This window comes from Parasphingorhabdus sp. JC815 (assembly GCF_040717415.1).
Classification (GTDB): Bacteria; Pseudomonadota; Alphaproteobacteria; order Sphingomonadales; family Sphingomonadaceae; genus Parasphingorhabdus.
In genome coordinates this window covers 290,064-302,648 of the sequence record NZ_JBFEFM010000002.1, presented here as the reverse complement: position 1 = coordinate 302,648, position 12,585 = coordinate 290,064, and the positions used below count along the sequence as shown (strand labels likewise).

12 protein-coding genes are annotated in these 12,585 nt (G+C 50.8%); 3 read left to right on the top strand and 9 right to left on the bottom strand.

What is annotated here, in order from left to right:
* Positions 1–18: 18 nt before the first annotated feature.
* Genes AB1K62_RS07225 through AB1K62_RS07215 form a run of 3 tightly spaced genes read right to left on the bottom strand, consistent with a single transcriptional unit; the run spans position 19 to position 3,055 of the window.
* Positions 19–1,080 (bottom strand): homocysteine S-methyltransferase family protein, encoded by a 1,062-nt coding sequence (locus AB1K62_RS07225; RefSeq protein ID WP_367002513.1) that lies wholly within the window; start codon positions 1,078–1,080, stop codon positions 19–21.
* Positions 1,077–2,033, bottom strand: a complete 957-nt coding sequence (gene metF / locus AB1K62_RS07220) for a methylenetetrahydrofolate reductase [NAD(P)H] (protein WP_367002511.1) — start codon at positions 2,031–2,033, stop codon at positions 1,077–1,079. The genes AB1K62_RS07225 and metF overlap by 4 nt, the downstream gene beginning before the upstream one ends.
* Positions 2,030–3,055 (bottom strand): metalloregulator ArsR/SmtB family transcription factor, encoded by a 1,026-nt coding sequence (locus AB1K62_RS07215; protein WP_367002797.1) that lies wholly within the window; start codon positions 3,053–3,055, stop codon positions 2,030–2,032. Before AB1K62_RS07215 ends, metF begins: the two co-directional genes overlap by 4 nt.
* Positions 3,056–3,291: 236 nt before the next feature.
* Here AB1K62_RS07215 and AB1K62_RS07210 point away from each other — a divergent pair, with 236 nt between their 5' ends.
* The gene (locus AB1K62_RS07210; protein ID WP_367002509.1) at positions 3,292–3,606 is read left to right on the top strand and encodes a hypothetical protein; all 315 of its coding nucleotides are present in this window, start codon (positions 3,292–3,294) and stop codon (positions 3,604–3,606) included.
* 119 nt (positions 3,607–3,725) lie between these two features.
* The gene (locus AB1K62_RS07205) at positions 3,726–3,938 is read left to right on the top strand and encodes a hypothetical protein (RefSeq protein ID WP_367002507.1); all 213 of its coding nucleotides are present in this window, start codon (positions 3,726–3,728) and stop codon (positions 3,936–3,938) included.
* A gap of 36 nt (positions 3,939–3,974) precedes the next feature.
* Here the strand turns inward: AB1K62_RS07205 and AB1K62_RS07200 are convergent, their stop codons facing one another.
* The gene (locus tag AB1K62_RS07200) at positions 3,975–5,069 is read right to left on the bottom strand and encodes a serine hydrolase (RefSeq protein ID WP_367002505.1); all 1,095 of its coding nucleotides are present in this window, start codon (positions 5,067–5,069) and stop codon (positions 3,975–3,977) included.
* 174 nt (positions 5,070–5,243) lie between these two features.
* A complete protein-coding gene (locus tag AB1K62_RS07195; RefSeq protein ID WP_367002503.1) occupies positions 5,244–6,443 on the bottom strand; it encodes a phosphatidylserine/phosphatidylglycerophosphate/cardiolipin synthase family protein in 1,200 nt (399 codons plus the stop codon).
* A 263-nt stretch (positions 6,444–6,706) separates the two neighbouring features.
* Between AB1K62_RS07195 and rpoZ the strand changes: the two genes are divergently transcribed.
* Positions 6,707–7,054 (top strand): DNA-directed RNA polymerase subunit omega, encoded by a 348-nt coding sequence (rpoZ, locus tag AB1K62_RS07190; protein ID WP_367002502.1) that lies wholly within the window; start codon positions 6,707–6,709, stop codon positions 7,052–7,054.
* A gap of 397 nt (positions 7,055–7,451) precedes the next feature.
* Here the strand turns inward: rpoZ and ftsH are convergent, their stop codons facing one another.
* The 4 genes from ftsH to AB1K62_RS07170 form a co-directional block, all read right to left on the bottom strand.
* The gene (gene ftsH / locus AB1K62_RS07185) at positions 7,452–9,404 is read right to left on the bottom strand and encodes an ATP-dependent zinc metalloprotease FtsH (RefSeq protein ID WP_367002500.1); all 1,953 of its coding nucleotides are present in this window, start codon (positions 9,402–9,404) and stop codon (positions 7,452–7,454) included.
* A gap of 159 nt (positions 9,405–9,563) precedes the next feature.
* On the bottom strand, positions 9,564–10,523 hold the full coding sequence (tilS, locus tag AB1K62_RS07180; protein ID WP_367002498.1) for a tRNA lysidine(34) synthetase TilS: 960 nt from the start codon (positions 10,521–10,523) through the stop codon (positions 9,564–9,566).
* 37 nt (positions 10,524–10,560) lie between these two features.
* Positions 10,561–11,448, bottom strand: coding sequence for a hypothetical protein (locus AB1K62_RS07175; RefSeq protein WP_367002496.1), 888 nt, complete (start codon positions 11,446–11,448; stop codon positions 10,561–10,563).
* 115 nt (positions 11,449–11,563) lie between these two features.
* Complete coding sequence (locus tag AB1K62_RS07170) at positions 11,564–12,433, bottom strand: RodZ domain-containing protein (RefSeq protein ID WP_367002494.1); 870 nt, start codon at positions 12,431–12,433, stop codon at positions 11,564–11,566.
* Positions 12,434–12,585: the final 152 nt, after the last annotated feature.

Sequence of the window (12,585 nt, the reverse complement as noted above, 5' to 3'; positions counted from 1 at the left end):
AATGCGCGTTATGATAATTCACGCAGCCATGGTAAAAGCTTCCAATCCGGATAGACGTGTCCGAACAGCCGGAGATGCAACGACGCGTGGTTTGGCTTTAGCAACCGTTCGGGTAATCGCGGCGATATGTTCCGGCGTTGAGCCGCAGCAACCCCCGACTATATTCACTAGACCGCCGGAGCCATCGCTTCCGAGCCACTCACCGATCAAAGCTGCCGTTTGATCCGGAAGTTCGTCATACTCCCCTAGATCATTGGGTAGACCGGCATTGGGATAGGCCATAATCAAAGTATCGGCTTCCTTAGCAAGCATGGCCAGGTGCGGACGCAGTTGATCGGCACCAAAGGAGCAGTTCAATCCGATAGTAAGTGGCTTGAGATGGCGGACTGCATGCCAGAAAGCCTCTACGGTATGGCCTGACAGGTTACGTCCGGACAGGTCTGTTAAAGTCATGGAAATCATTAATGGGACGTCGCGCCCACTGGCTTCGGCGGCTTCTTGCGCTGCCATGCCTGCACATTTGGCATTCAACGTGTCAAAGATTGTCTCGATCAAAAGAAAATCTACACCGCCTTCGATCAATGCATCGCATTGCTCACGATAAACATCTTTGAGATAGTCGAAATCAATTTCCCGAAAGCCGGGGTCATTGACATCGGGTGACAGTGACAGGGTTTTATTGGTCGGCCCGATGGAACCTGCGACAAACCGTTTTTTGCCATCACTGGCTTCTGCTTTATCACAGGCCCGGCGGGCAATCTCTGCCGATTTGATATTCAGGTCACGAACCAGATGTTCGCAGCCGTAATCGGCCTGACTGATCTTCGTTGAACTGAACGTGTTAGTTTCGATTATGTCTGCTCCAGCGTCCAGGTAAGCAGAGTGTATTCCCTCAATTATGTCGGGACGCGTCAGGCTGAGCAGATCATTATTACCCTTTTGATCGTCGGCAAGGTCTAGTGTACCGCGATAATCCTGCTCGCCTAGACCGTGATTCTGGATCGCAGTTCCATAACCGCCGTCAAAAACCAATATGCGCTCTGCGGCCAGCGCGCGAAGTTGGTCGCCCGAATTGGTCATGCTGCTTTCTCCTGCTGGCTACCGGCGGGTCGCTTGCCGAGTAGGTGGCAGATTGCATAGCTTAACTCTGCGCGGTTGAGGGTGTAGAAGTGAAACTGACGGACGCTGCCAGCGTATAATTTACGGCACAATTCCGCAGCAACTGTGGCTGCGATCAGTTGACGCGCTGATGGATGGTCATCCAGCCCTTCAAACAAATCATTCATCCATGCCGGTATCTCTGCTCCGCACATGCCTGCAAACTTACGCGTTTGTGCCACGTTTGATACCGGCAATATGCCAGGTACCAGTTCGGCATTAATCCCTGCTGCATCTGCTGCGTCCCGGAATCGGAAGAAGGCCTCTGCGGTAAAGAAAAACTGCGTAATGGCGCGGCTTGCACCGGCATCCAGCTTGCGTTTCAGATTGTCGAGATCCGTCTGTGGACAATCCGCTTCGGGATGGGTTTCGGGATAGGCCGCGACTGAAATCTCGAACGGAGCAATGGATTTGAGCCCGCTCACCAGTTCCGCGGCACTTTTATATCCTTCCGGATGCGGTTCAAATGCTTGCCCCGCCATTGGTGGATCACCGCGAAGTGCGACAATATGACGCACGCCTGCTTCCCAATAGGAAGCTGCCACTTCGGCTATCTCTGCTTTACTGGCCCCGACACAGGTCAAATGCGCTGCAGCAGGGACATGGGTTTCTCTGATAATCCGCGCGACAGTAGCATGAGTGCGCTCCCGCGTTGAGCCGCCTGCGCCATATGTGACCGACACAAACCGGGGATTCAGCGGTTCCAGTGTGACCACGCTGTCCCAGAGTGTTTTTTCCATCTTTTCTGTTTTTGGCGGAAAAAACTCAAACGAAACGTCGGCATCACCGTTTAGTCCGGCGAATAACGGAACATCTAGTGCGCGCTTTGCTTCTTCCAGTTGACTCAATCCCAAGGGCCGGCTGCGTTCGGTCATAAGGAGGCTCTTTTCTTTGAAATATCGGGAAAGGGAGTCAAGCTACTGTCAGGATGAATGTGAGAGAGGCTGGATTTTCGACCAACCCATATTTTAACGGTTAGCTCACCACCATCCAAAGTCCGGCATTGCACCATGTCTATCTGTGAAGCTGCAAACCATCTTTCCATGCTATCATCAGAAAAACCAAGCCGCGCATGGGCATGGGCTGTCCGCAATTCTTCGCGATCATGCGCAGCAAAATCAACAATTATAACTGTGCCGCTAGTACGCAGCACACGGGAAACTTCTGCCAGAACAGCTTCGGGATATGATGCATAGTGCAGCACTTGGTGTAAGATAACACTATCAACCTCATTATCGCTTATAGGCAGCTGGTTAAAATCACCCAGTGTAAGTTCGGTTTTTCGTGCTAATGCGGCTTGATCGGTTTTATTGTTTTCATTGCCTAATATTTTTGCCCGCGCCAGACGTAGCATTTCCGAGCTTTTATCCAGAGCTGTTACTTTTTCAGATTTGGGGCCAAATAATTCGATCATCCTCCCCGTCCCTGTACCAATGTCTAGTAGATGGCCTAGGTTAACGTCTTTCAATAACGCTAACATCGCCTGTTCAACTTCATCTTCGGGAATATGTAATGAGCGGATGGCGTCCCATTCCTTGGCGTGGGCTTCAAAATATCGTTCAGCCATTTCGGCGCGAGTTTTTCGAACCAACGCTAGCTTTGCTTCATCATCTATAGCTTGCTGTGAAGAGATAATATTGTCGGAACGAAAAAGACGTCGCAAAATATCCAGTTCTGCTGCTTGACCAGGCCGTAGGAAAACCCAGCTACCTTCTTTCCTTCGTTCGGCTAGTCCAGCTTCATCCAATATCTTGATATGACGTGAAATACGTGGCTGGCTTTGTTCTAAAATCTGGGCAAGCTCGCCCACCGCGAGCTCCATCTTAAACAAAAGCAACATGATTCGTATCCGCGTGGGATCCGCCAGTGCTCGGAAAATGAGTAAAATTATCTGCATCAGGCAATGGGATATAAAGATTTCTTTATATCTAGTCAATCCACTAGATTTCCCACCCTTAATTTGACAATATGGCCAATTATGGCAAAAAAAACTACTTAGGGAGCATCTGCCGAGTATGTTCGTTATTGCTATCCGTTTTTCAAGCGTTTAATGACATCTCCCGTGAGTGGAGTGAGGGAATAATTCATCAGCTCGCATGGTTTTTTGAGGAATATAGTAAAGGGTTTACCCAAATGAAAAAAGTTACAACGTCAATCGTACTTGCTGCCGCTCTTGGCTTGGCTGCATGTTCCGGTGCTGCTGACAATGCTGAAACTGGTGCAGAAGAAGCTGTAGAAGGCACGGAAGCTACTGCTGAAGAAGCTGCTGATGATGCAATGGATGCTGCTGAAGGTACTGCAGACGCAATGGGCGCTGCTGCTGCTGACGCAACCGCAGAAGCTGGTGAAGCTGCTGATGCTGCTGCCGAAGCTGCGGATAAAGCTGCTGATGCGGCTGGCGAAGCTGCTGATGCCGCTGCCGATGCTGCAAAAAAAGCAGTTGAATAAGTCTGTTTGAGAGATAATTTAAAAAGGGCTGCCTTATGGGTGGCCCTTTTTTTGCACTATGCAAGTTCCGAGCAAGCCTTATTCCGGCGTTTTTGAAATGTAGCGAAAGAAATCGGTATATGAAAAACGGATATAACGATGCCTGCCGATATAGTGTTTTTTTGGGCGTGCTTGTGTTGGCGGCCTGTGGGCCTGCCCAGAATGACCCTGGTCCAGGTGGGGTTACGGTAGGCGAGGCGCAGGCTCTGGATGATGCTGCAAAGATGCTTGAAGAACGAAATATACAATTGCCGGAAAACGAACCAGCTAATAACAATAGCGACCGGCAATAGAGCGAAGCTAGCAACACAACCTAATGGACATTGGCGCTACTTTTGATGGTAACGTGCTACTGCCCGTGTCACGGCCTGCATCATCCGCATACGCTCAGGAATCGAAGCAGTCGTATCGCCCAACAGGACTGCAACCGCATAACGGCTACCATCAGGCGCCGTCATTATGCCCACATCATTATACCCTGTAGATACCGGGCCCAGAACCTGACCTGTACCGGTTTTGTGGAGAAATTCCCAATCAGGTGGAACACCGGCTTTCAAGCGATTAGGTCCGCTGCGGGTCCGTTTCAAAATAGATTGTAACAACCGGGTGGAGTTTGCCGAGAGCAGTTCCCCCTTTGCCAATCGGCCAAGAGCATTGACGATGGCGTTAGGACTTGCCCCATCTATGGGATTGGCAAGATAATCAGCCAGCGCCTGTTTACGTCTTTGGATTGGCAGATTTGCACGTGCACTGTAAAATTTTCGGCCTTTGGAAAGCTTCTGATCCCATTGCAGACCTGCAATCCGGCTTTGCATCAACCGTTCACCGGGCCCAAATTTGATTTTCCCAAGGCGGTTACGGCGAATAAAATCATTCACGGCATCCGGTCCGCCAGCATGACGTAGCAGCGTATCATTTGCGGTATTGTCACTATAAGCGAGAGCTTTTTCGAGCAGGGTATAAACACTCTTAACAACACCGCCATTCCGGTTCACTTCGGCAGCCATTGGTTGATGGAAAAGCGTCAAATCTTCCGGGCCGATACGTATGGAATCAGATAATGAAAGGATACCCTGATCGACTTTGTCCAGCACCGTCATGGCAACCCATAGTTTCGATACGCTTTGCTGAGGGAAATTTTCATCCGCTCGGTGACCGATGCTCCAGCCGTGGTCTATACTTTTTACGGCAATTCCTGTTTTACCCGGAAAGCTTCTCCATAAATCTGCGATTGTCCTCTCTAACGCAGGACTGGGGCGGCTGCGTGTCGGGGTTATTTCGACTTGTCGGGGCGGATTAGTGTAACGGGGGGGAGAGGCTTCGGTCCGCTGGTTTGAGGCAGCTGGCCGTCCAGCAGAGGGAGCAACACATGATGCCAGAATAGCGGTGAGAAAGAAGATGGCCAATGCACGCGAATAAGTCATATCAGCATATAATCCCCTATTTTGACGGTGATATTTTAACAAAACCCGTTGTGGTATAATTTGTCCTGCTAAATAAGCTATTAACCCTGAACAGAAGCAAAACCGACCCCGACAGTGAGAATTGACCCGGGTCGATTGCCCAATCTAATTTTTCACAGTCTAATTCTTCACAGTCTATTTCTTCACACCAAAATTCAGCCGCCGCGTTACGGTATAATCCAATATACTCACAACAAAATAAGACAACAGCCAGCGTAACCGATTGAGTAACCCCTTACGAGTATTATGCAATTCTTTGGTAATGAGTAGAGAATTATCACACATATCGTCGACCAATGACCGTGCGTGATCGGCAAAGGCATTGTCCTCTATACGTAACATCATCTCAACATTGATGAACAGGCTGCGTACATCAAAATTAGCTGACCCTATATAGGTAACATCGTCGATAATGATCAATTTTGTGTGAAGCCGCCTCGGCTGAAATTCAAATATCCGGACACCACGTTTCAACAAATAGCCATAGAGCAATCGACTGGCTCCGATAGTAGCGCCGTTATCGGATTTTCCTGCGAGTACCAGACGTTCCTGACCATCTCGTTTTGCAAACTGGGCAATGCGGCGTAACAAACCTTGACCCGGAGAGAAATAAGCGCTCACCAGATCAAACCGCTGCCCAAACTCAAGGTCCGTTTTAACGGCCTGTGCCCAGCGGCTAAGCTTGTTGCTTGGTCCGCCGAGCAACCAGCGCAGCTTTCCTTCCCCCGGCTCCCATTGCCGGACCATTTTCTGTAACAGATGAATCTGGCCATTGGTGTCGTTTACCCAGTCGGATAGCCGCTGGTAATAATTGGCCAGTTTTGCGACGCCCGGTCCATCGATGATAATGCCGAGATCTTCCCAGACTTTTTCGTCAATATCATCAAGTCCCTCTACCGGAGGCGAACCAAAATAGTCATTACTAATATTGAACCCGCCTAGCATGGCGCGACGATTATCGCTGATCAGGATTTTTTGATGATTGCGAACAAAATAGCTGGTAGAAAGATGCGGACTGAAAATTGCGAACCGCCCGCCGACATGTTCAAGCGGGGCAAAGAAATGTCGCGGCGCACCATTTGAACCAAAGCTGTCAACCATCAGCTCAACCGCGACACCGCGCTTACAAGCCTCAATCAAGGCGTTGAGGACAAGTCGTCCGGTTTCATCGCCTTCAAACATGTAAAAAAACAATTTCAGCTTACTCTTTGCCTGTTCGATAAGGCTCATAAGTGAGGTCAGGCGATCAGCTGGACGGTGTACCAGTTTAAGCCGGCTGCCCTCTACATCAAACCAGTTTTCTTCACTAGAATCTGGAGTAGCGGCTTCCGTCATGTCCTTCAGACCTTGGGACCCGTTTTCTGTTCCAGTTTGTGCCCCAGTTTGTGCCCCAGTTTGTGCATCGTTACACTTACTGTCGGATGGTGGTCGGGAGGGGGCAGAAGGCATAGCTGCGATACATAGGCTATTCATCTAAAAGCCACAATCACTTAACCGCGCTAGGTACCAGCGGATAGCACCCAATTTCTTGACAAAAGTGCCGAAGAACCCTAGACGCGGAGCTCATTCCATGAAGTTAAAAGAATCAGGAGGGCCTTATGGCTCGCGTTACCGTTGAAGATTGCGTTGATAAAGTCACAAATCGCTTTGATTTAGTGTTGCTTTCCGCGCAGCGTGCACGTGAAATTTCCGGCGGTGCCGAACTGACTATTGATCGCGACCGTGATAAAAACCCGGTTGTGGCTTTGCGTGAAATTGCAGAAGAAACGATCAAGCCGAAAGATCTGGAAGAAAGCCTAATTCAATCGCTTCAGAAAGTGCAGATTGACGATGATGATGCTCCGGATGAAATCGGTTCGATTAGCCAGTCTGCCGAAGCACTTCGCCTGACTGCATCGGCTCCGCCGCGCAGCGCGGGTGTGTCCGGAGATTACGGACGGCGTTGATAAACCTTATATAGGTTACAGCTTTAATTAAAAACCGGGCGGCGCTCTTTGAGTTGCCGCCTGTTTTTATACTGGCGTTCTCCATCTTGCGTCCGTGGATGATGATTATATCTTCTCTAAGTTCAGTAAGTTCACACCCAGGACGATATATTTTAGGCCAATTCCTGCTTTTTGAGTGGATTTCCTACACATCCCGGCCACTTTGCTGAAGACGGGAAATTTTTCTCCTGACGCATTTAAGAAGCGCAGAGTGATAGATATGCGTACTGAGAAAGAGCCGCGCTGTGATTATCATGAACGCCGCTCTGTAGGAAAGCTCCAATATACCACCAATATACGTCATTCCCGTTTTCGCAGGAATGACGTAATTCAGATATGCTTTATCTTGGTAAGTGGCTTACGCTCCTTGTGGTTTGGGGTCGCCAAATGGTCCTTTGGGCTTTCTGCCAGCCTTTGGTATTGAAGTTCCGACCGTCGGCACGGAAGATGGTTTGACCACATCACCGTCCGGGCGTTCAAATTTGCCGTTTTTGATCAGCGAGTCAATTTCATCGCCGGACAATGTCTCATATTCCAGCAAAGCATTGGCCAGCAGGTGGAGCTGGTCAATATGCTTGGTCAATACCTCTTTGGCGCGGTCATAACCGGCATCAACTATTCCGCGAATTTCGCTGTCAATTTTCTTGGCAGTTTCATCGGACATATGCACACGCTGCCCCTGTGAATAGCCGAGGAATGTTTCCCCCTGCTCTTCTTCATATTGCAGCGGGCCCATAGCATCGGACATGCCCCATTGGGTGACCATATCACGGGCCAATTTGGTCGCATATTGAATATCACCGGATGCGCCGGACGATACTTTGTCATAGCCAAAGATAATTTCTTCGGCGACGCGACCACCCATGGAGACGGCAAGGTTCGCGTGCATTTTGTCCCGGTGATAGCTGTAATTGTCCCGTTCCGGCAGACGCATGACCATGCCCAGCGCGCGGCCACGTGGAATAATCGTTGCTTTATGGATAGGGTCAGAGGCCTCTTCATGGACCGCGACAATCGCGTGTCCGGCTTCATGATAAGCGGTCATTTTCTTTTCATCGTCCGTCATCACCATGGACCTGCGTTCGGTGCCCATCATGACTTTGTCTTTGGCAGATTCAAACTCGTCCATAGCTACCAGCCGCTTGCTGCGACGGGCCGCCATCAGAGCAGCTTCGTTGACCAGATTTGCAAGATCAGCACCCGAGAATCCCGGCGTTCCGCGTGCAATGGTGCGCGCATCGACATCGGGAGCCAAGGGCACTTTTTTCATGTGGACTTCAAGGATTTTCTGACGACCTTCAATATCGGGACGCGGAACGACGACCTGACGGTCAAAGCGGCCCGGGCGCAATAATGCAGGGTCAAGGACATCCGGACGGTTGGTCGCAGCGATGATAATAATGCCTTCATTGGCTTCAAATCCATCCATCTCGACCAGAAGCTGGTTCAATGTCTGCTCGCGCTCGTCATTGCCGTTGCCAAGGCCCGCGCCGCGATGGCGGCCAACCGCGTCAATCTCGTCAATGAAAACGATACATGGCGCGTTCTTTTTCGCCTGTTCAAACATGTCGCGGACACGGCTTGCGCCGACACCGACAAACATTTCAACGAAATCGGAACCGGAGATAGTGAAAAACGGGACTTCGGCTTCGCCGGCAATGGCACGGGCGAGAAGCGTTTTACCTGTACCGGGTGAACCAACCAGCAATGCGCCCTTGGGGATTTGTCCGCCCAGTTTCGCAAAGCGGCTGGGATTTTTCAGAAATTCGACAATTTCTTCCAGTTCTTCACGCGCCTCATCAATACCGGCAACATCTTCGAACGTAACCTTGCCCTGTTTTTCGGTCAGCATTTTTGCCTTGGACTTGCCAAAGCCCATAGCGCCGGAACCGCTGCCTTTCTGCATCTGGCGCAAGACGAAAAACGCAATGCCGAGAATGAGCAAAAATGGTAGCGACTGGATTAGCAGATACTGCCAGATGCTGGGGCTCTCTTCGGGCCGCCCACTATATTCGACACCCTTTTCATCGAGCAGGGTAACAAGACTGGGATCGCTGCCTACCGGGGTCGTGGCAAATCTGTCGCCATTGGTCATTTCTCCGGTGATCTTGTCCGGAGCAATCGAAACACTTTTGACGCTGCCTTCGGCAACTTTCTCACGGAACGAGGAGTAGCTGATCGCATCTGCGGCGTCCGCGCCGGTGCCTGCGCCAAACATCGAAACTGTCAGCAACAGCGCGACGATGACACCTGCCCAGATGAGCATGCTTTTCATCCACGGATTGTCCTTGGGATCCTGATCGTCTTTCATGTCGCTGTACGTCCTGTGTTGGTATCGCTGACTTAATCAATTCGGGTGATTCTATACCCTAAAGATAGGTGTTCTACTCTGGATGACAATGTTAGCTACAATGTTTTTACCTATCATGCTGGCCGCTTGGCGGGGTTTTTGGGCAATATACTGATATATTTATCCATTTTTCGCTTTGATATTGCGTTTAGGGGCCGAAGCAAAGGTCCATGTCGCGCCGCCTTTGCACAATATATCACCAATGGTCATCGTTTTTCCCTGTGAGAGACCCTTAATCAACAGCTCCAGCTGCGCGCCCCGCGGGGATAGCGCCGGGTCACAGATATGCAGGCATTTCAGGAGCAACCGCCGTATAATTTCATGAGGGAAATCCTGATTATCAAGCACGCATCCGTCATCCCGTATTTGGATATGAGCAGCGGCCAGATTATCGGTCATCCATGCTATTGCTGCGCGTGCATCATCCAATGCAGCGGCGCTCTGACTGGCCAAGGTCAAATCAAATCCCGACAGCTTGGCCAGCGCATCACGCACCCGGACACGGTCAAAACTCCGGTCTTTGTTGGAGGGGTCCTGAACCGCTTCGATCCCGTGGCCCGCGACATAATCAGCTAACAGGTCTTTGGAAAAGGGTAGAAGAGGGCGAATAATCTGCCCACGTTTGGCGCGAATACCGGACATGCCGTCTATCCCGCTGCCTCTTAAAATCCGCATGATCATTGTTTCAAGCTGGTCGTCGGCATGGTGGGCGGTTGCGAGCCAGGCGATATTACCGCTTTTTAACCAGCCATTCAGCAAAGAATATCTGACCTTGCGGGCCTCTGCCTGAAGGCTGCCGCGAATGGGAAGGGACGGTTTTAATATTTGATGCGGGATCGCCCTGACCCGGCATATTTCAGCGACAAATTCACATTCCTGATGTGCTTCGGGGCGTAAACCGTGATCGACGCTTGCTGCCATGACCCGTCCAGGGAAACTCTCATGCGCCAATAGCAGAAGTGCAAGGCTGTCCGGTCCACCGGAAACTGCCAGTCCTAATATGTCATCACTATCTTCAAAATCAGGAACAAGAGTCGCCACCGTTTCGCGAAACCGCTTTGTGAGCATGGATCCGGTCATGGACAATCATGGCGGCTAGATTGTTCGTAAGATAAATCTATTTGCAATTGGCCGCTGCCTTACTGCGGGAAATTTTCGAGCTTAGCCGACCATTTGCGACGTCAGGATAGACCTCCTGTAATTCTGCGAGGGTCTGACAGGCTTCGGTTTTCTTATTCAGCTCGACCAACGCGATGCTCAGGTAATAGAGGCTGTCGGGTGCACGCTCTCCACGAGGTAGTTCCTGATAATTTTCATATAGAGCAATAGCCGCTAGCGCCGGTTTGCCGTCATCGAGATAAGCGCGGCCCAATAAGTTTTTGGCAAAGCTGGCACGGCGATGGGTGGGATGGCTGGCCGCTGCTTTTTTAAGCTGGGCCTGTGCTTCGGGGTAATATTTTGCATCCCATAATCTATAACCATAAATATAGGCGTCTTCACCCTTGTCGCCGCTATCGGGCATGATGATCGAGGCAACGCCGTTCACGCGTTCGGGGTCGGGCAAGAGCTTCGCGTCATTTTCCTTGGCGCTATTATCAGCACTATTATTTTTAGCACCGGCATTGCCCGCTTGTATGGATGTTTCGGAGTTGCCCGGTGAAGCGGCGAGTTTATTCTCAAGCTGCTTTATGCGATAGCCATTCTGTTCAACCTGCCCGGTGAGCGTCGCCAGGCTGCTTTCCAGCGTATCCACGCGGGCAATCAAGTCGGAAACAGCCGAGCTGGTCGATGATGGGCCGACCGGATTTACGGGTTCCGGAGCAATGTCGGGTTCAAAATATTGGGCTGACCCGCCGGGGAATATTTTGCGTTGAACCGCGCGCATTTCTTGCTCCAGACGTTCGACGCGCTTGCCGACATTATTATTCTGGGCAGCAGCGGGAGGTGCGGTGAACAAAGTAACCGACAGGGCGGCGAATAATGTCGAAAACAGGACGGATTTCATTAGGAGTCTCCAAATATATTGGTCGTGATAACCATATATGCCGTAACAAAGTAAATACACAAAAGATGGGTGATTGGCGACAGATGCGTGGCCACAAACTACTGTTGGCAGCCTTTTACTGCGCGCTATTCCTTTCGTCACCAGCGATTGGGTCAACATTGCCCGCTGATCCGCCGGGAATGTTCCGCGCAAGCAGATCAGAAGCACTAATTCCGACATCCTTGATCGTGCGGTTTTCTTGGCCAAGCGGCGGAACAACCGCGCCATCAATCGTAACGGTCAATGCATCCGGTCGTCCGGTCAGGATTTGCGGCTTATTAGCATCTTCTGGAACAGTATATTGCTCTCCGGCAGCCATTTCTTTTTCAAACAGACGCTCCCCATCGTCATCATAAACTCTCAGCCATACGGCCTCGGTTGCCGTCAAAACGACCGTGCCTGTGGTTGATGGAGCAGGGCCTGCCGGTTCGGCCGGGCCGTTTAACGAACGGTCACTGGCGCCACTTTCCGCAACCGTATCAAGCTCGCCATCTATTAACTCGGTAGGTTCCAGAAACATCGTACGCCAGATCAGAAAACCGATGAGCAGCACGGCAGCAATGCCACCTGCTGTCCAAGCGAGATATTTGGGCGGCATGTTGCTGGGGCTGGTGGGGGAATAGGGGCTGACCTCCGGTTCATAGGCGCTTTGCCCCTGATCCTCCATTTCCTCACGCAGCTTGGCGCTGATTTCTACCTCGCTCAACCCTACGGTGCGGGCATAGGATTTGGCAAAGCCGATCGCATAGGTACGACCGGGTAACGCGCTGTAATCGCCAGTTTCAATGGATTCCAGATGACGCTGCGGGATACGTGTTGTCTTTGCGATATCCTCTATATCAAGATTCTTCTGCTCCCTTGCCTCGCGCAGCATTTCGCTGGCGCTGAGCGCGCTTGGACCGGCATTATCCTGATCTGTTTCTTCTGCGTCATTTTCTTCGGCCACTATAGTCTCCTTTGGCCGGTTCGCGGTGCGAGACCGATTCCCACTAATGGCATAGATGAGCCATTAAATTGGCGAAAAGTCAATGATTATCAATGATATCTGTATAGTAAGACGAACATGGGTGCCGGGTTGCTCGGAGCAGTAAAAAATGC